Annotated in this window: 17 protein-coding genes and 1 tRNA gene; 10 read left to right on the top strand and 8 right to left on the bottom strand. The window is 71.3% G+C overall.

What is annotated here, in order from left to right; genetic code table 11:
* Positions 1–51 precede the first annotated feature (51 nt).
* Entirely contained in the window at positions 52–960 is a 909-nt protein-coding gene (locus FB470_RS10770; protein ID WP_306990752.1) for a serine/threonine dehydratase, read from the top strand.
* Positions 961–1,008: 48 nt separating this feature from the next.
* On the opposite strand, the gene FB470_RS10775 is transcribed toward FB470_RS10770, so the two are convergent.
* A tRNA-Leu gene (locus FB470_RS10775) sits at positions 1,009–1,091 on the bottom strand.
* 130 nt (positions 1,092–1,221) lie between these two features.
* Here FB470_RS10775 and FB470_RS10780 point away from each other — a divergent pair.
* From FB470_RS10780 to FB470_RS10815, 8 genes are all read left to right on the top strand, one after another.
* Positions 1,222–2,442: a DUF3662 and FHA domain-containing protein gene (locus FB470_RS10780; RefSeq protein WP_306990753.1), complete on the top strand. Its 1,221-nt coding sequence runs from the start codon at positions 1,222–1,224 to the stop codon at positions 2,440–2,442.
* A 124-nt stretch (positions 2,443–2,566) separates the two neighbouring features.
* Positions 2,567–3,034: an FHA domain-containing protein FhaB/FipA gene (locus FB470_RS10785; RefSeq protein ID WP_306990754.1), complete on the top strand. Its 468-nt coding sequence runs from the start codon at positions 2,567–2,569 to the stop codon at positions 3,032–3,034.
* Complete coding sequence (locus FB470_RS10790; RefSeq protein ID WP_306990755.1) at positions 3,031–4,356, top strand: PP2C family protein-serine/threonine phosphatase; 1,326 nt, start codon at positions 3,031–3,033, stop codon at positions 4,354–4,356. The genes FB470_RS10785 and FB470_RS10790 overlap by 4 nt, the downstream gene beginning before the upstream one ends.
* Entirely contained in the window at positions 4,356–5,852 is a 1,497-nt protein-coding gene (locus FB470_RS10795; protein WP_306990756.1) for an FtsW/RodA/SpoVE family cell cycle protein, read from the top strand. Before FB470_RS10790 ends, FB470_RS10795 begins: the two co-directional genes overlap by 1 nt.
* Positions 5,849–7,318, top strand: a complete 1,470-nt coding sequence (locus tag FB470_RS10800) for a peptidoglycan D,D-transpeptidase FtsI family protein (protein ID WP_306990757.1) — start codon at positions 5,849–5,851, stop codon at positions 7,316–7,318. Before FB470_RS10795 ends, FB470_RS10800 begins: the two co-directional genes overlap by 4 nt.
* 3 nt (positions 7,319–7,321) lie before the next feature.
* A complete protein-coding gene (locus FB470_RS10805; protein WP_306990758.1) occupies positions 7,322–8,500 on the top strand; it encodes a protein kinase domain-containing protein in 1,179 nt (392 codons plus the stop codon).
* A gap of 37 nt (positions 8,501–8,537) precedes the next feature.
* Entirely contained in the window at positions 8,538–10,538 is a 2,001-nt protein-coding gene (pknB, locus tag FB470_RS10810; RefSeq protein WP_306990759.1) for a Stk1 family PASTA domain-containing Ser/Thr kinase, read from the top strand.
* 114 nt (positions 10,539–10,652) lie between these two features.
* The gene (locus tag FB470_RS10815; protein WP_306990760.1) at positions 10,653–12,377 is read left to right on the top strand and encodes a hypothetical protein; all 1,725 of its coding nucleotides are present in this window, start codon (positions 10,653–10,655) and stop codon (positions 12,375–12,377) included.
* Here FB470_RS10815 and FB470_RS10820 read toward each other — a convergent pair.
* Genes FB470_RS10820 through FB470_RS10840 form a run of 5 tightly spaced genes read right to left on the bottom strand, consistent with a single transcriptional unit; the run spans position 12,343 to position 16,482 of the window.
* Positions 12,343–13,725: a sensor histidine kinase gene (locus FB470_RS10820; protein ID WP_306990761.1), complete on the bottom strand. Its 1,383-nt coding sequence runs from the start codon at positions 13,723–13,725 to the stop codon at positions 12,343–12,345. The two genes, FB470_RS10815 and FB470_RS10820, sit on opposite strands and share 35 nt — an antisense overlap.
* A complete protein-coding gene (locus tag FB470_RS10825; RefSeq protein ID WP_306990762.1) occupies positions 13,722–14,402 on the bottom strand; it encodes a response regulator transcription factor in 681 nt (226 codons plus the stop codon). The genes FB470_RS10820 and FB470_RS10825 overlap by 4 nt, the downstream gene beginning before the upstream one ends.
* A gap of 33 nt (positions 14,403–14,435) precedes the next feature.
* Positions 14,436–15,068, bottom strand: coding sequence for a hypothetical protein (locus tag FB470_RS10830; protein ID WP_306990763.1), 633 nt, complete (start codon positions 15,066–15,068; stop codon positions 14,436–14,438).
* Positions 15,065–15,844, bottom strand: coding sequence for an ABC transporter ATP-binding protein (locus FB470_RS10835; RefSeq protein WP_306990764.1), 780 nt, complete (start codon positions 15,842–15,844; stop codon positions 15,065–15,067). The genes FB470_RS10830 and FB470_RS10835 overlap by 4 nt, the downstream gene beginning before the upstream one ends.
* Positions 15,841–16,482 (bottom strand): aminodeoxychorismate/anthranilate synthase component II, encoded by a 642-nt coding sequence (locus tag FB470_RS10840; RefSeq protein ID WP_306990765.1) that lies wholly within the window; start codon positions 16,480–16,482, stop codon positions 15,841–15,843. Before FB470_RS10840 ends, FB470_RS10835 begins: the two co-directional genes overlap by 4 nt.
* Before the next feature lie 115 nt (positions 16,483–16,597).
* Between FB470_RS10840 and FB470_RS10845 the strand changes: the two genes are divergently transcribed.
* Positions 16,598–17,914 (top strand): FAD-dependent oxidoreductase, encoded by a 1,317-nt coding sequence (locus FB470_RS10845; protein WP_306999191.1) that lies wholly within the window; start codon positions 16,598–16,600, stop codon positions 17,912–17,914.
* On the opposite strand, the gene FB470_RS10850 is transcribed toward FB470_RS10845, so the two are convergent.
* Positions 17,911–18,066, bottom strand: coding sequence for a hypothetical protein (locus FB470_RS10850; RefSeq protein ID WP_306990766.1), 156 nt, complete (start codon positions 18,064–18,066; stop codon positions 17,911–17,913). The genes FB470_RS10845 and FB470_RS10850 overlap by 4 nt on opposite strands.
* Positions 18,066–18,902 (bottom strand): class E sortase, encoded by an 837-nt coding sequence (locus FB470_RS10855; protein ID WP_306990767.1) that lies wholly within the window; start codon positions 18,900–18,902, stop codon positions 18,066–18,068. The genes FB470_RS10850 and FB470_RS10855 overlap by 1 nt, the downstream gene beginning before the upstream one ends.
* Between the last annotated feature and the right edge of the window lie 86 nt (positions 18,903–18,988).

Below are 18,988 nucleotides of genomic sequence, written 5' to 3' on the forward strand. Positions count from 1 at the left end.
GGCCATCGGAAAGCGCTGGCGGCTTACGCCCGGGGTGCGCACAGTGGAGACATGACCACCACTGTCGTCCCGGATGTCGCCGACGTCACCGCCGCGGCCGAGCGCGTCCGCCCGTATGTCCGTCGCACCCCGTTGTTGCGCGCCGAGGTCGACGGCCACCCCCTGGTGCTGAAGCTCGAACACCTGCAGCGCACCGGCTCGTTCAAGCTGCGCGGCGCGCTGAACGCGCTGCTCGCGGGCGAGCGGCCGGAGCAGGTGGTGACGGCATCCGGCGGCAACCACGGGATCGGGGTGGCGACGGCGGCGGCGATCCTCGGCCTGCCCGCGACGGTCGTCGTCCCGGCGAACGTCCCGGAGAACAAGGCGCGCCGCATCGAGGCCGCCGGCGCGCGGCTGGTGCGGGCCGGGTCCCGCTACGCCGACGCCGCGGCGACCGCGCACGAGCTGGCCGAGGCGCCCGGTGCCCGCTACCTCGAGGCGTACAACGACCCGGTCGTGGTCGCCGGGCAGGGCACCGTGGCCGCGGAGATCGTCGAGGACGCGCCCGAGGTCGACGGGATCGCGGTCGCCGTGGGCGGCGGCGGGCTCGCGGCCGGAGTCGCGCTCGGTTCCGGCGGACGGCGGACGGTCGCGGTCGAGCCGGAGCGCTGCTCGTGCCTGCACCAGGCGCTGGCGGCCGGGCACCCGGTCGACGCGGAGGTGGACTCGGTCGCCGCGTCCGCCCTGGGCGCGACCCGCGTCGGCGAGGTCCCGTTCGCGGTGTTGTCGGGCGCGCCGGTGGCGTCGCTGGTGGTCGGGGAGGCGGAGATCGTCGCCGCGCGCGACCGGCTGTGGGACGAGTTCCGGCTGGCGGTCGAACCCGCCGCCGCGGTGCCCTTCGCCGCGTGGCTGGCCGGGAACGTGCCCGGCGAGCTGACGTGCGTCCTGCTCTGCGGCGCCAACGCGGACTGGACACCGTAGCCGAACGAAAAAACCCGGGCTCTGGGATCCAGAGCCCGGGTCAGCGGGTGGGCGAGGAGGGAGTTGAACCCTCACGTCCTTTCGGACACACGGACCTGAACCGTGCGCGTCTGCCATTCCGCCACTCGCCCGAGTTGCTGCGACAGCGAAAGGAACTTTAGCAGGCCCGTTCGGGGCCCTTCACCGGGGGTCGTGTCCGAGGGCGCGGATCCCGATAGGATCGGTGCGAAAGCACATGCTGCGAAGGGGGGCTTGGGTTCCGTGGGCCGCGTTGAGCGCTTCGATCGACGCCTGGAATCCCTGGTGGGCAACACCTTCGCACGCATGTTCGGCGGCAACGTCGTCACGCAAGAGGTGGCGCAAGCCCTGGAACGCGAAGGTGAGGACAACGTTCGTGAGCTGGCCGGTGGCAGGCTGCTCGCCCCCAACCACTACATCGTGTCGCTGGGGCCGACGGACTACGACCGGATGGCCGGCGATGAGTTGCGCGTCACCCGGGTGCTCACCGAAGCCGTTTCGGAGCACCTCGCCGAACACGGCTGGGACACCTATGGTGACGTCGTAGTTTCGCTCGAGCGCAACGACGCGCTGCATACTGGACAATTCAAGACCCGTTCATCCGTCGACCCCGACGTCAGCGCGCGTAACGTCGCGGGTGCAGGACGGTCAGCACGACCCAGCAACGCAGGAGACCCAGCAATGAGCCAGCCCCCCGGCTACGGCCAAGGCCAATACGACCAGGGTGACCCGTACGGCCAGCAGGGCCAGTACGGCTACGGACAGCAGGGACAGCCCGGGTACGACCACCAGGGCGGCTACGGCCAGCCGGGTTACGACCAGGGCGGGTACGGCGGTGGTCAGCCCGGTTACGACCAGGGCGGCTACGGCGGCCAGCCGGGCTACGACCAGGGCTACGGCCAGCCGCAGGGCGGCTACGACCAGGGCTACGCCCAGCAGCCCGGTTACGACCAGGGCTACGGCCAGCCGCAGGGCGGTTATGACCAGGGTTACGCCCAGCAGCCGGGTTACGACCAGGGCTACGGCCAGCCGCAGGGCGGTTATGACCAGGGTTACGCCCAGCAGCCGGGCTACGGCACCCCGCCGGGCGGCTACGGGCCCCCGCAGGGCGCGCCGGACCCGTACGCGCAGCAGGGCTACGCCCCGCCGCCCGCCGCTCCCGGTGCCGGCCGCCAGGTCCAGGCGGTCCTGCAGCTCGACGACGGTTCGAACCGGAACTACACGCTCAAGCAGGGCGGCAACGTCATCGGCCGCGGCCAGGACGCCGACTTCCGCCTGCCGGACACCGGTGTCTCCCGGCGTCACCTGGAGATCACCTGGGACGGCCAGAGCGCGACGCTCGCCGACATCGGCTCCACGAACGGCACCACGGTCAACGGCACCCCGGTGCAGACGTGGCAGCTCGCGGACGGCGACGTGATCCGGGTCGGCCACTCCTCGCTGGTGTTCCGCACGCAGGGCTGACACGCGCGCCGGTAACCTGCGCCTGCCCGGGTTAGCACCCGAAATCCCGTGTCCCGCAGAATGACCCCTGCGGGACGCCGTGGCGCACGCGTGCCACGGTCGGGAGAACAGAAGGCGGAGACACGTGCCGGAGCTGGTCGTTCAACTCACCAGAGTGGGCTTTCTCGTGCTGCTCTGGCTGTTCGTGCTGGCTGCCCTACGGGTGGTGCGCTCGGATCTGTACGCCGCGTCGGGCCTGAAGGTGGCGATGCCCGGCCTGCGCCGGGCGAAGGAGCAGAAGAAGCCGCGGGGCAACGCCAAGACGCCCCGCCAGCTGCTCGTCACCCACGGGGCGCTGGCCGGCACCCGGATCACGCTCGACGGCAGGCCGATCACGATCGGCCGCGCCGACGACTCCACCCTGGTGCTGGACGACGACTACGCCTCCACCCGGCACGCCCGGCTGTCGCTGCGCGGCACGGACTGGTACGTGGAAGATCTGGGATCGACCAACGGGACTTATCTGGACCGGGCTAAGGTCACTGCACCCCTCCGAGTACCCCTCGGTGTCCCCATCCGGATCGGCAAGACGGTGATCGAGCTTCGCCCATGACACTCGTTCTTCGCTACGCGGCCCGCAGCGACCGTGGCCTGGTGCGTTCCAGCAACCAGGACTCGGTGTACGCGGGTCCACGCCTGCTCGCACTCGCCGACGGCATGGGTGGCCATGCCGCGGGTGAGGTGGCCAGCAAGGTCGTCATCGCCTCGCTCGCCCCGCTCGACGACGACGAACCGGGCGACGACCTGCTGACCATGCTCAGAGACGCGGTGGCCGGCGGCAACGCGGCCATCAGCGAGCTGGTCGCGAACGACCCCGACCTCGACGGCATGGGCACCACGCTGACGGCGATGCTGTTCTCGGGTTCGCGCCTGGGCATGGTGCACGTCGGGGACTCGCGGGCGTACATGTTCCGCAACGGTCAGCTGACGCAGATCACCCGTGACGACAGCTTCGTCAACGAGCTGCTGGAACAGGGCCGCATCACGGCGGACCAGGCGGCGACCCACCCGCAGCGCTCGCTGCTGCTCAAGGCCCTCACCGGGCACGAGGTGGAGCCGAGCCTGACGGTGCGCGAGGCCCGCGCGGGCGACCGGTACCTGCTGTGCTCGGACGGCCTGTCCGGCATGGTCAGCGACGAGACGCTGGCCGAGGCGATCCGCATCCCGGACCCGCAGGACTGCGCCGACCGCATGATCGAGCTCGCGCTCAAGGGCGGCGGCACCGACAACGTGACGGTCATCGTCGCCGACGTGGTGGACGTCGACTACGGCGAGAACGCCCCCATCGTGGGCGGCGCCGCCGGTGACGGCAGCGACCAGTACGACCACCAGGGCGACTCCCCCGCGGCGCGGGCGCGGGCCCTGACCCAGCCGCCACCACCGCCGCCGCCGATGATCGCGCCGCCGGAGGAGCCGAAGAAGCGCCGCAGGTGGCGCTGGATCGTCGGCGTCCTGCTGGTGCTCGTGGTGCTCGGCGCGGGCGCGATCGCCACCCGCTACTTCGTGCTCAGCCAGTACTACGTGGGCGAGGGCGCCAACCAGGAGGTCGCGATCTTCCGCGGTGTGCCCGGCAGCATCCTCGGCATCCCGTTGCACCAGCAGGCGGAGGGCTCGTGCCCGTCCGGTGACCAGGTGTGCGACGAGCTGACCGTGCCGCAGTTGCAACAGGACGCGCAGGCGGCGGTGCGCAACGGCGTGAAGAAGGACAGCCTGGCCGACGCCCGCGACTACATCGACAACTTCCTGCGCTACAAGACGCTGCGGGACTGCACCCAGACCACGATCCCCGGCGTGCCGACGGTGCCGACCGAACCGACGAGCCAGCAGGCGGGGAGGGACTGCGCGACGACGACGGTGCCAGGTGGTGGAGGCTGATGAGCCAGCCACCGCTGTCGGATCAGGCAGCCGCCCTCTACGCCAGCAATCCCCCGCGGGAGATGCCCACCCGGCGTGGCACCGAACTGGCCATGCTGGGTTTCGCCGCGTTCATCGTCACGTGCGCGTTCGTGCTCGTGCAGGCGAACCAGGAACAGGAGCTGTCCTGGGCGATCGTCTGGTACGGCCTGGCCTACCTCGGGCTGTTCGCGGTCGCCCACGCGGCGGTGCGCCGCTGGGCGGCCTACGCGGACCCGCTGATCCTGCCGTGCGTCGCGCTGCTCAACGGCCTCGGCCTGGTGATGATCTACCGGATCGACCTGGCCAACGCGGAGGAGGCGACCCGCTCCGGGGAGAACTTCGCCGCCGACGCGCCCAAGCAGGTGCTGTTCACCGCGTTGTCGCTGGCGCTGTTCCTCGCCGTGCTGATCGTGGTCAAGGACCACCGGACGCTGACCCGCTACGGCTACACCGCGGGCCTGATCGGCATGGTCGCGCTGGCGCTGCCCGCGGTGCTGCCCAGTTCGCTGTCCGAGGTCAACGGCGCGAAGGTCTGGGTGAAGCTGCCCGGCTTCTCCATCCAGCCGGCCGAGTTCTCGAAGATCCTGCTGATGATCTTCTTCTCGTCGTTCCTGGTCGCCAAGCGCGACCTGTTCATGATCGCGGGCAAGAAGGTGTTCGGGGTCGAGCTGCCCCGCGCGCGTGACCTGGGCCCGCTGCTCATCGCCGCCGCGGTCTGCCTGCTCGTCCTGGTGTTCGAGAAGGACCTGGGCACGTCGCTGCTGCTCTTCGGCATCGTCCTGGTGATGCTCTACGTCGCCACCGAGCGGGCGATCTGGGTGCTCACCGGGCTGAGCTTCTTCATCGTCGGCTGCCTGATCGCCTACCAGCTGTTCACGCACGTGCAGCAGCGCGTCGCGAACTGGATCGACCCGCTGGCGACGTACTCCGACCCGGGCGGCGGTTACCAGATCGCGCAGGGCCTGTTCGGCCTCGGCACCGGCGGGGTCGGCGGCACCGGCCTCGGCGCCGGGCGGCCGGAGATCGTGCCGGAGTCCAACACCGACTTCATCACCGCCGGCCTCGGCGAGGAGCTCGGGTTCGTCGGGCTGGCCGCGATCCTGGTGGTCTACCTGCTGCTGGCCACGCGCGGCATGCGCAGCGCGCTGGCCGTGCGGGACACCTTCGGCAAGCTGCTCGGCTGCGGCCTGTCGTTCACGATCGTCATGCAGGTGTTCGTGATCGTCGGCGGCGTGACGAAGCTGATCCCGATGACCGGCATCACGACACCGTTCCTGTCCTACGGCGGGTCGTCGCTGCTGGCCAACTACATCCTGGTCGCCCTGCTGCTCCGCATCTCGGACGCGGCGCGGCGGCCGTCCCAGAAACCCCGGCCCAAGCAGCCGCAGCAGCAGGCTCCGCTGGCCGAGGCGCACACGGTGATGGTGCAGCGGCCGCCGGCCGGGGGCAACGCGACAGGGGAACCGACGGCATGAACAAGCCCATGCGCCGCGTCGGCATCGCCATGCTCACCATGGTGGTGCTGCTGCTGGCCAACATCACCTACATCCAGGTGGTGAAGGCCGACGACTACCGCACCGACTCGCGCAACCGGCGGGTGCTGCTGGAGGAGTACTCCCGGCAGCGGGGCAGCATCGTGTCCCAGTTCGACGGCCAGGTCCTGGCCGACGTGACGGCCACGGACGACAAGCTGAAGTTCGAGCGCCGGTACACCAACGGCCCGATGTACGCGCCGGTCACCGGCTACTACTCGGTGCGCTACGGCTCCGCCGGCATGGAACGGGCCGAGGACGACATCCTCAACGGCTCGGACCCGCGGCTGTTCGTGCGCCGCCTGTCGGACATGGTCACCGGCCGCGACCCGCGCGGCGGCAGCGTGCAGCTCACCATCAACCCCGCGGTGCAGTCGGCCGTCTACAACCTCATGACGCAGAAGGGCTACACCGGCGCCGCCGTCGCGATGAACCCGAAGACGGGCGAGATCCTGGCGATGGTGTCCACGCCCTCCTACGACCCGAACGCCCTGGCCTCGCACGACAGCACGACGCAGCAGGAGGCGTGGACCAGGTTCACCGACGACCCGGCCGAGCCGATGGTCAACCGGGCGATCTCGGAGACCTACCCGCCGGGTTCGACGTTCAAGTTGCTGGTCGCCGCGGCCGAGCTGGAGAACGGCGCCACCGCGACCACGCCGGTCAGCAACGCGCCGAACGTGAAGCTGCCGGGCACCAACGTGACCCTGGAGAACTACGGCGGCGAGTCGTGCCCGGGCACGACGTTCAAGGACGCGCTGGCCTACTCGTGCAACGTCCCGTTCGCGACCTTCGCCGGTCAGCTGGGCGCCGACAAGCTGCGGGCCACCGCGGCGAACTTCGGCATCGGCACGCCGCTGTCGATCCCGCTGGCCGTGGCTCCGTCGGCGCTGGGCGACCTGGACTCGCAGGGCGCGCTCTACCAGTCCGGCATCGGCCAGCGCGACGTGCGGCTGACCCCGCTGCAGGACCTGATGCTGTCCGCCACGATCGCCAACGGCGGGATGGCGATGAAGCCGCAGCTGATCAAGAGCCTGCTCGGCGCCGACCTGTCGGAGACGCTGCAGACGTTCTCTCCCGAGAAGCTGACCGGCACGCCGGCGCTGTCCAAGGAGAACGCGGCCGTGCTGACCGACATGATGATCGCCTCCGAGGCGAACACCAAGGGCGGCGGCAAGCGCGGCGACATCCAGATCGCCTCCAAGACCGGCACCGCCGAGCACGGCACCGACCCGAAGGCCACGCCGCCGCACGCCTGGTACACCGCGTTCGCGCCGGCCGCCGACCCGCAGATCGCCGTCGCGGTGATCGTCGAGTCCGGTGGTAACCGCGGCCTGGCCGCGACCGGTGGCACCGTGGCGGCCGAGATCGGCCGCGCCGCGATCAACGCCCAGCTCGGGGGTGGGTAGCGCATGCTGTCCACCGGTCAGCTGCTGGCCGATCGTTACCGGCTCGTCCACCGCATCGCCGTCGGCGGGATGGGCGAGGTCTGGCAGGCCAGTGACACCCGGTTGGACCGCATCGTCGCGGTGAAGGTGCTCAAGGCCGAACTGTCGCAGGACGCGGAGTTCCTGCACCGCTTCCGCACGGAGGCGCGGACGACGGCGTCGCTGAACCACCCCGGCATCGCGGCGGTGCACGACTACGGCGAGACCGTCGCCGGCGAGCACGCCATCGCGTACCTGGTGATGGAGCACGTGGACGGCGAACCGCTGGCCGGGATCCTGATGCGCGAGGGACGGCTGGCGGCCGACCGCACGCTGGACATCCTCGAGCAGGCCGGAAACGCGTTGCAGGCCGCCCACGAACGCGGTCTGGTGCACCGGGACATCAAGCCGGGCAACATCCTGGTCACCCCGACCGGCACGGTGAAGGTCACCGACTTCGGCATCGCCAAGGCCGCCGACGCGGCACCGGTGACGAGGTCCGGCATGGTGATGGGCACCGCGCACTACATCGCACCCGAGCAGGCGCTCGGCCACGACGCGGAACCGGCGAGCGACGTCTACTCGCTGGCCGTCTGCGGGTACGAGTGCCTGGCCGGGCACCGCCCGTTCCTGTCCGAGAACGCGGTGACGGTCGCGATGATGCACATCCGCGACCTGCCGCCGCCCCTGCCGCCGGACGTGCCACCGCACGCGCGCGCGGTCATCGAGGCGACCCTGGTCAAGGACCCGCGGCAGCGCTACAACAGCGGCGGCGAGTTCGCGGCCGCCATCGCCGCGGTCCGGAACGGGCACGCGCTACCGGCGCCGTCCGGCCTGGTGCAGACTTATGCGCCGGTCGTCGGTCCGGTGGCACCCGTCGGCCCGGCCTCCCAGCCGGCGATGCAGCCGGTCAGCCCACCCGGTATGCCGCACCCGAGCGGGGTGCTGCCGATGCCGGTGCCACCGCGGCGGCGGGTTCCGATCGCCGTGTGGGTGCTGCTGGCCGTACTGGTGGCCGGGATCGTGGTGGCCCTGCTGGTGTTACTGCCCGACTGGGGCGGCAGCGGGACCGGCAAACTCCCCGGCGGTCAGGTCGGCACCACCGACATGGTCCCCGGCACGCGGCAACTCCCTCCCCCCGAAGAGACGACCTACGAGGCATGATGAGCACACCTTGGACGGAACGGAACGGCTTTCTCCGATGACTGCACCCAGGATGCTGTCCAACCGCTACGAACTGGGCGACACGCTCGGTTACGGCGGCATGTCCGAGGTCCACCACGGCACCGACGTCCGGCTCGGCCGTGAAGTCGCCGTGAAGATCCTCCGTGCCGACCTCGCCCGCGACCCCCAGTTCCAGGAGCGGTTCCGGCGCGAGGCGCAGAACGCCGCGGCGCTGAACCACCCGGCGATCGTCGCGGTGTACGACACCGGTGAGGCCCAGACCGAGTACGGTCCGCTGCCCTACATCGTGATGGAGTACGTCCGGGGACGGACGCTGCGCGACATCGTCAAGACCGAGGGCCCGCTGTCGCAGAAGCGCGCCATGGAGGTCATGGCCGACGTCTGCGCCGCGCTGGACTTCTCGCACCGGCACGGCATCGTGCACCGGGACGTCAAGCCCGCCAACGTGATGATCACCGACCAGGGCGCGGTCAAGGTGATGGACTTCGGCATCGCCCGCGCGATGCACGACGGCCAGGCCGCGATGACGCAGACCGCAGCGGTGATCGGCACGGCGCAGTACCTGTCGCCGGAGCAGGCCCGCGGCGAGGGCGTGGACGCGCGCAGCGACGTCTACGCCGCCGGCTGCGTGCTGTTCGAGCTGGTCACCGGCGAGCCGCCGTTCACCGGTGACTCCCCGGTCGCGGTCGCCTACCAGCACGTGCGGGAGGACCCGAAGGCCCCGTCGGCGGTGAACCCCGCGGTGTCGCCGGAGCTGGACGCGATCGTGCTGAAAGCGCTGGCGAAGGGCCCGGCGAACCGGTACCAGTCCGCCGCGGAGATGCGCGCCGACCTGGTCCGCACGCTGTCCGGACAGCGGCCGTCCGCGCCGATGGTGATGACGCCGGACGAGCGCACGCAGGTGATCGCCGGGACACCCGGTCACGCCGCCGACTACGACCCGGACGCGCTGGAGGAGGACGAGCAGCGCCGCAAGCGCCGCAAGATCATCGCGGCGATCGTCTTCACGATCATCGGTCTTGGCCTGATCGCGTTCATCTTGTGGCTGACCGGGGCGTTCGACTCGAAGCCGGAGACCGCGCTGATCCCGGACGTCCGCGGGCAGCAGTCCGCGCAGGCGGAGGCGACGATCCGCAACAAGGGCTTCAGCAACGTGACGCTGATGGACAAGCCCTGCCTGCGCCGGACGGACGGCACCGAGACGTGCAGCGGCGACGACGTCGGCAAGGCGATCAACACCGACCCGGCCGCCGGGGTGAGCGTCGCGCTCGACCAGCGCATCACGATCTTCGTCGGCGCGAAGCCCGGCAACGTCGCGGTGCCCGCGCTCAACGGCAAGACCGAGGACGAGGCCAAGTCGCTGCTCAACCAGGCCGGGCTGCTCCTGGACCAGAACATCCAGGAGGTCGATGTCAACGACCCGGACCAGTACGGCAAGGTCCAGAGCCAGAACCCGCCGGCGAACGCGCAGGTCGCCCAGGGCAGCACGGTGACCATCACGATCGGCCGCACGCCGAACATGGTGGACATCACCGACTACACCGGCCAGCAGTACAACGTCGCCAAGGCGGGCCTGGAGGCGCTCGGTTTCAAGGTGACGAAGAAGGAGACGGACTCCGACCAGCCGGAGGGCCAGGTCGTCAACCAGAAGCCGAACGGCGGCCAGCAGCCCGAGGGCTCGACGGTGGAGCTGACGGTGTCCAACGGGTCGGGTCAGAAGATCCAGATGCCGAACCTGATCGGCAAGACCCAGAACGAGGCGCAGCAGATCCTGCAGCAGCTCGGCTGGGACGGCACGATCCAGTACCAGGCCGAGCAGCTGGACGAGGACGACGACAACGTCGGCAAGGTGACCAACACCAACCCGTCGGCGGGCCAGCAGATCAAGAAGAGCGACACGATCACGTTGTTCATCGGCGAGGCCAGGAACGGCGGCGGCGGTGGCGGCAACAGCTCGACGCCGTCGACCCCGGGTGGCGGGGGCATCTTCCCGCCGACGGGCCACAACAACTTCTGACGGTTCCGGTGCCACGGGCCCGCTTCCCCACCGGGGAGGCGGGCCCGTCCTTTTGGCACAGAACCACCGAACGACTGTGACAGTTCTGGCACACAAGACCGATAACTTGCCGTCATGGTGATTGCTCCCGCGATGTCCCCTGCCCGCGCGACGGAACCGCCACCGGTGCGGGGCGGCTCGGGACGGTGGCAGGCGGCCGTCGCGGTGGCCGGCGGGACGGCGCTGATCGCGGTGCAGGCCGCGCGCTACGGCAACTGGATCGTCGACGACGCGGCCATCACCTTCGCCTACGCCCGCAACCTCTCCGACGGGCTCGGCCCGGTCGTGCAGCCGGGCGCGGATCCCGTGGAGGGCTACTCGAACCCCACCTGGACGGCGCTGCTGGCGCTCGGCCGCCTGGTGGGGTTGTTCGACCGCGGCACGTTCTTCGGCATCCCGGACTACGTGCTGTTCCCCAAGGCGCTGGGTTTGCTGTGCTGCGCCGGGATCCTGGTCGCCTTCCACGCGGCGGCCGCGATGGTGGTCCGGCGCCCTTGGGTGGTGACGCTCGCGGGCGGCGCGGTGCTCGCCGCGATCCCGTCGTTCGTGATCTGGGCGTTCTCCGGTCTGGAGAACCCGCTGTACGCGCTGGCCGTGGTCACGCTCGCCGTCGTGACGTTCCGGGCCGTCCTTTCCGGACGGTTGCGGACCTCGCGGGTGGCCGCGGCGACCGGGGTGCTCGCGGCGGTCGCGGCGCTGACCCGCCCGGAGGGCGCGATCTACGCCGGGGTCTACCCGGTCGTCGTGCTGATCCACCTGCGCCGCGCGAACCTGAAGCCGAGCCTCGGGCACGCGCTGGTGTCGGTGGCCGCGTTCGCGGTGCCGTTCGGGTCCTACGTGCTGTGGCGGTACCTGGAGTTCGGGCGGCTGGTGGCCAACACCGCGGTCGCCAAGCGGCAGGGCCTGCCGGAGATCGGGCAGCTGACCCGCGCCGGTGACCTGGTGCAGTACGCGGGCGCGCTGGCCGTGCTCGTGCTGGTGGTCCTGGTCGGTCTGACACTGGCGCGGTCGTCGTGGTGGCGCGACGGGCTGATCACGCTGCTCGTGCCGCTGGGGCTGGCGCTGGCCGCGTACGCGGTGCTGGAGCCCGACTGGATGGCCCAGTTCCGCTTCGCCACGCCAGTGTGGGCGCTGTCCGCGCTGATCGGCGCGCTCGCGGCGACCGAGGTGTTCCGCAACACCCGCGCCCGCGGCCGGGTGCTGCTGTGCGGCGCGCTGGTCGTGACGCTCGTCCCGTCCGTGGCGAGCCTCGAGCGGGCGAACGAGAAGTTCCAGAGCCAGCCGACGCTGCCGATGTGCTTCGTCGCCGACCGGTTCGGCCGGATGTTCAACCAGTACGCGGACATCCTCGGCGTGCGCGAGGGTTCGGTGCTCGAGCCGGACCTGGGCGGCACCTCGCTGACGAGCCGGCTGCACGTGGTCGATCTGGCCGGCCTGGTCGACGACGAGATCGCGGACCACTACCACGACCAGGACATGGCGGCGCTGCGCGAGCACGTGTTCGAGGAGGTCAAGCCGACCTTCATCCACTTCCGGATGTACTGGGGCCCGGTCACCGGCGTCGGTTCCGACCCGCGGCTCGCGCGGGACTACGTGCCGATCTACACCTACCCGGACGCGGCCGACTACGGCGGCGACTTCGTCCGCCGGGACGCGGTGACCGATCCGGGCCTGCTCGCCGCGGCGCAGGACTACGCGAACGAAAACGTGGCGGCGACGGAGAGCAAGATCAACGCGTGGGGGCTGCGCCGCTGCGGGGACACGCTCACGCCCGGGCAGACCGCGCTCGGGGTTCACTGACCTCGCGCGGCAACCGCAGCGTGAACACCGCACCGTCGCGAGTGGACACCTCGATCCGCCCGCCGTGGGCGCGGGCGTTCTCCTGGGCGATCGCGAGGCCGAGGCCGCTGCCCGCGGTCGCGGTGCGGGCCCGGTCGCCGCGGACGAACCGGTCGAACACCAGCGGCCCCAGGTCGCCGGGCACGCCGGGGCCGGAGTCGGCGACCTCCACGGTGACCTCGTCACGGCCGCCCCCGCCGACGGTGACCGTGACCGGTGGTGCGCCGTGCGTCTGCGCGTTGGTCAGCAGGTTGCGGGCGATCGTGTGCAGCCGCCGCGGATCGCCCTGCACCACGACCTCACCGGTGGTCTTCAGCGTGATGCCCGTCCCGCCGGCCAGCTCGATCGCCTCGGCCCACAGGTCGGCGAGGTCGACCGGTTCGGCGCGGAAGTCGGCGACGCCGGCGTCGAACCGGGAGATCTCCAGCAGGTCCTCGACCAGGGTCGCCAGGCGCCGGGACTGCACCGCCAGGAGCTGACCGGCGCGGGCGCGGGCCTCGGGGTTCGGGCTGTCCACGCCGTCGGCCGCGGCGACCATCGTGGCCACCGGGGTGCGCAGGTCGTGCGCGACGTCGGCGACGAACCGGCGCTGCTGCTCCTCCTTCGCGCGCAGCTCGGCGATCGAGGTCCCGACGCGCTCGGCCATCGCGTTGAACGAGCCGGCCAGGTCGGCGAGCTCGTCGCGGCCGCGCACGGCCAGGCGGGTGCCGAGGTCGCCGTCGCCCAGGCGGAGCGCGGCGTTGGCGACCGCGCGCACCGGGCGCTGGATCCGTTTCGCCGCGACCAGCGCGCCGGCGACCCCGAGCACCGCGACCAGCAACGCCATCCCGGCCAGGTTGCGGCGGAGCTTGGACAGGTCCGCCCGCAACGAGTCCAGCGTGTAGTACTCGACCAGCACGAGGTCGTCCACCGGCGACCCGGCCAGGACCAGGTAGGGCGTGTCGGCCGGTTGCAGGCTCATCGGGTCCGCGTTGCGCCGGGCCGCGGTGAGCAGCCAGCCCGGCAGCTCGACCGGCGGGGCCGTGCCGTGCACGACGAGGCTGTCGCCGCTGTAGTCGAACACGCTCCAGGCCACCGCGCTCTCCCGCGTCATGTAGCCGACGACGTGGTCCGGGGAGAGTTCCTGCGCGACGAACCGGGTCTGGGCGAGGTCGGAGGCGAAGTCCGCGCGGGAGGCGGAGTGGAACCGGCTCGTCGTGTCGTTCGCCTGGAGCTGGTAGGCGGCCAGGGCCATCGCGGCCGTCGCGGCGAGCGTCACCAGCACCACCGCCGCCGCGATCCGCGCGCGCAACCCGAAGTGCGGCCTCATGGCCGGATCAGGCGGTACCCGATCCCGCGGACCGTGCGGAGGAGCTCCGGCCGTCCCGGATCCTTTTCGATCTTGGCCCGCAGCCGGGCGACCGCCGCGTCGACGATCCGGGAGTCGCCGACGTAGCCGTAGTCCCACACCCGCTTGAGCAGCATCTGGCGGCTGAGCACCTGGCCGGGGTGGTTCGCGAACTCCATCAGCAGCTTCCACTCGGTCGCGGTGAGGTGCAGGTCCTCGCCGTCGGCGCGGACCGTCATGCCGGCCGTGTCCAGTTCCAGGTGTCCGAGGTGGACCAGCGGATCCGCCGGTGGCGCGCCGCGGCGCAGCACCGCCTTCATCCGCGCGTCGAGCACCCGCGGCTCGACCGGTTTCACCACGTAGTCGTCCGCGCCGCCCTCGAGCCCGACGACGACGTCGACCGGGTCACCACGGGCGGTCAGCAGGATCACCGGGACCAGGCTGCGGGCGCGGATCCGGCGGCACACCTCGAACCCGTCGATGCCGGGCAGCATGACGTCGAGGAGGACCACGTCCACCCCGCCGGAGCCGTCGAACAGCTCGGACAGCGCGCGCTCACCGGAGCCCGCGAGTGCGACGTCGTGGCCGAGCCCGCCCAGCGCGAGCGAGATCGCCTCCGCGAGCGCGTCGTCGTCCTCCACCAACAACAAAGACGCCACGAGTCACCCCCACTGCCGATCCGGGCACGATACTCAGCCGCGGCGGCGCACCCACCAGCCGGTACCGGCAGCGCTCAGCGCGAGCAGGGCGACACCGCCGAGCAGTCCGAGCACCACCGCGGACCGCGACCCGGTGCCCAGCAGGGCGCGCAGCATCGGGTTCACCACCGGCACCCACCGCGTCAGCAGCACGACGCCCAGTGCCGCCAGCGCGGTCAGCACCGTGTACCCGATCCGCGGCAGCACCAGGCGCGAGCAGGGCAGTCCGATGGCGACACCGGCCGCGGCACAGGCGCTGTGCGCGAGCACGCCGTCCACCAGCACCGCCGCGGTGAATCCGGTGTGGACCAGCGCGGCCCACAGCAGGGGGACCACCATCAGCACCGCGCAGCACAGGCCGATCGCCGCCACGATTCCGGTGATCACTGTGGACAGTCCGCCGGCGTGCACCCGGGTGATCAGCCGCTGCGTGGGGTCCTCGGCGTCGATCAGAGCGATCGCCAGCCAGCACGCGACCACGGTCAGCGCGCCGGCGCTGACCCCGAACAGCGGCCGCGCCTCGGAGCCCGGATCGCTGTAGAGGACGCCGAGCATGATCACGTACGCCAGGAGCGGCGGCAGCCACCGCTGCGAGTGCGCGAGCAACGCGAGCTGGTAGCGGATCACGGGTGCACCGCCGGGGTGTCGACCCGCACCACGGACCAGCCGCCGCTGAGCGCCTTGAGCAGGAGCTCGTCGGTGCTCTCCGCGGCGACCGTCAGCTCGACGCGGTCGCCGTCGCGGTGGGTGGCGAGGACCCCGGGCAGGTCCACCGCGCCGGAGCCGCGCAGGACCACGCGGGCGGCGCGGTCCACGACCTCGACCGCCCCGCCGGTCAGCCGGAACACCTCCGTCGCGTGGGCGTGGGCGCGCTCGTCGCGGTGCTCGCTGAACACCACCCCGGCCCCGCGGGCGCTGGTCTCGGCGATGATCTCGCCGAGCACCTCGTGCGCGTCCGGGTCGAGGCCCGACCACGGCTCGTCCAGCACCAGCAAATCCGGTTCGCCGAGCAGCGCCTGCGCCAGGCCCACCTTCTGCGCGTTGCCCTTGGACAGGTGCCGCAGCGGCGCCTTCGGGTCGCCGGCCAGCGCCAGCCGCTCCAGCAGCTCACGCGGGTCCACTTCGGACGAGCCGGAGATCCGGCCGAGGTGCCGGAGGTAGGCGACCGCGCTCATCCGCGTCGACGCCGGGAACCGGTCCGGGACGTAGCCGACGCGCGGGCGGCCGGTGACCGTGCCCGACGACGGACGGGCCAGCCCGGCGATGATCCGCAGCAGCGTCGACTTGCCGGAGCCGTTCGTGCCGACGATGCCGACCACGCTGCCCGGTCGCACCTCGAGGTCCACCCCGGTCAGCACCGGGACGTCGCCGTAGCGCTTGCCGACCCCCAGCAGCCGGATCACGCAGCGGCGGCCTTCTGCAACGCCGTCACCTCGCGCTCCAGCGCGTCCACCACCCGCGGCTCGACCGGGTGACCGGCGGTGGCCATCCAGTTCGCCAGCATCCGGTGACCGCCCTGGGTGAGCACCGACTCGGGGTGGAACTGCACACCCTCGACCGGCAGCTCGCGGTGCCGCATGCCCATCACCACGCCGGACTCGGTGCGCCCGGTGACCTCGAACTCGTCGGGGATCGTCTCGGGCAGCACGGTCAGCGAGTGGTAGCGGGTCGCGGTGAACGGGTCCGGGAGGCCGGCCAGCACGCCGGCCCCGTGGTGACGCACCTCGCTGGTCTTGCCGTGCAGCAGCTCGGGCGCGCGGTCGACGGTGGCGTGCCACGCTACGCCGATCGCCTGGTGGCCGAGGCACACACCCAGCAGCGGGGTGCGGCTGTCCGCGCACCGGCGCACCACGTCAACGCTCTGACCTGCGCGTTCCGGCGTGCCGGGGCCGGGTGAGACGAGCACCCCGTCGAACTCGGGCACGCGGTCGAGGTCCACCACGTCGTTGCGCCAGACGGTGCACTCGTTGCCGAGCTGGGCCAGGTACTGGACCAGGTTGTAGACGAAGCTGTCGTAGTTGTCGACGACGAGTACCCGCATGGCACCCACCCTACTTGTGTCCACATGCTGGACCGCAATTCATATCACAGTGAAAGTTAGGGTGACCTATCTTTACCGTGGCAGGGTGAGCCGTAGTCCTCTTCGCGTCGCCATCGTGGGTGCCGGCCCCGCCGGCATCTACGCCGCCGACATCCTCGACAAGTCCGGCACCGACGTCAGCATCGACCTCTTCGAACGCATGCCGGCGCCGTTCGGGCTGATCCGGTACGGCGTCGCGCCCGACCACCCGCGCATCAAGGGCATCGTGACCGCCCTGCACAAGGTGCTCGACCGGCCCGGCATCCGCCTGCTGGGCAACGTCGCTTACGGCACCGACATCAAGCTCGACGACCTGCGCGAGTTCTACGACGCGGTCATCTTCGCCACCGGCGCGATGAGCGACCGCGCGCTGGACATCCCGGGCATCGACCTGGATGGCAGCTACGGCGCCGCCGACTTCGTGTCCTGGTACGACGGCCACCCCGACGTGCCGCGCACCTGGCCGCTCGAGGCGACCAGCGTGGCCGTGCTGGGCGTCGGCAACGTGGCCCTCGACGTGGCGCGCGTGCTCGCCAAGACCGCCGACGAGCTGCTGTCCACCGACATCCCGGCGAACGTGTACGAGGGCCTGAAGTCCAGCAAGGTCACCGACGTGCACGTGTTCGGCCGCCGCGGGCCCGCGCAGGCCAAGTTCACCCCGCTCGAACTGCGGGAGCTCGACCACTCGCCGAACGTCGAGGTCATCGTCTACCCCGAGGACATCGAGTTCGACGACGGCTCGATCGCCGCGATCCGCGAGTCCAAGCAGGTCGACATGGTGGTCAAGACGCTCCAGGAGTGGGCGATCCGCGACCAGGGTGACCGGCCCAAGCGCCTGCACCTGCACTTCTTCCACTCGCCGACGGAGATCCTCGGCGACGGCAAGGTCACCGGGCTGCGCACCGAGCGCACCGAGCTGACCGGCGACGGCAACGTCCGCGGCACCGGCGAGTTCCACGACTGGGACGTGCAGGCGGTCTACCGCGCGGTGGGCTACCTGTCCTCGGAGCTGCCGGAGATCCCGTTCGACCACGACAGCGGGACCGTGCCGCACGAGGCCGGCCGGGTACTGGACATCGACGGCGACCAGGTGCCGGGCGTGTACGTGACCGGCTGGATCAAGCGCGGCCCGGTCGGCCTGATCGGGCACACCAAGGGCGACGCCGCCGAGACGATCCGCAGCCTGCTCGCCGACGCGGACGAGCTGCCCACACCCACGCAGTCCGACCCGGACGCGATCACGGACTTCCTCACCGAGCGCGGCGTCGAGTTCACCACCTGGGAGGGCTGGGGCAAGCTGGACGCGCACGAACGCGCCCTGGGCGAGCCGCAGGGCCGCGAGCGCGTGAAGGTCGTCGAGCGCGCGGAAATGATCCGCGTCTCCCGCGGCTAGTTCACCGAGACCTGGTTGAACGGGAGCATCGGGTCGAGCCACGGGAAGACCACGAACAGCAGCAACGCGATCACGCCGAGCACCAGCACGAGCGCGGTCACGGCCTTGACCGCGGCCGGGCCGGGGAGCCGGCGCCAGATCCAGGCGTACATCAGGCCCCTCCGATCGCCTGCAGGAGCTGGTCGTAGGTCGCACCCGGCGTCTTCGGGTACTGGTTGGTCAGCACGGCGTGCACGATCAGCCGCTGCTTGTCGGAGAACCGCGGGTGGCACGTGGTGAGCGTGAGCAACGAGACCTGCTGCGACGGCGGCAGCACGTCCGTGGTGCGGTGCGGCACGGGCGCGACCACGTCGCCCTGGTCCGGCGTGACGATTTCGCGCCCGTAGGTCTGGCCGTACGGACCGCCGTCCGCCGCGTCGGTGCGCAGGGTCCCGACGTTCGCGCACTGCGGCCGCGCGGCCTTGGCGGCGTTCCAGTTCGCGAGTTCGTCGGAGTGCGGCAGCACGCGGTAGACGAAGAAGTCGGTCTGCGTCTCGATGACGATCGCGTCGCACGAGGCGAGCAGGTCCAGGTCGTTGAACGGCGCGCCCTTGCCGACGCGGTGCCCGGCGACGGCGAAGTTGCCCGGCTCCCCCGGCAGCGCGGTGCCCTTGTAGTGCCCCGGCCCGACTTCCAGCGCCTTCGCGTCCGTGCCCTCCTGGATCGTGAAGTGGTAGTCCGCGCCGAAGCTGGGGATGTACATCTTCGCGAACGCCTCGCCGTCGATCAGGTCGGCGTGCAGCGTGCGGCCCTGCGCCCAGTCGTCGTCGAGCGCGGCGGTCGCACTGGCCTGCTTGCGCGCGGAGAAGAGATCGGTGACGTAGAGCTCGTAGACGACGAACAGCAGCACCACGAGCCCGGCGGTGATCAGCACTTCGCCGACGACCCGGGCGGTGCGGGCGGCGCCACCGCGCGACTTCGCCGGTGGCGGGGCGTCGAGGACAGCCACGCGCGCTCCTCTCTCGGGGACGCTTACGTTAACGTGTGAACGTACGGGTGGATGCGCACCACCTGGCCGGACACGAACACGCGAGG

Origin of the sequence: Amycolatopsis thermophila (assembly GCF_030814215.1) — a bacterium.
In the GTDB taxonomy this organism is placed as follows: Bacteria; Actinomycetota; Actinomycetes; order Mycobacteriales; family Pseudonocardiaceae; genus Amycolatopsis_E; species Amycolatopsis_E thermophila.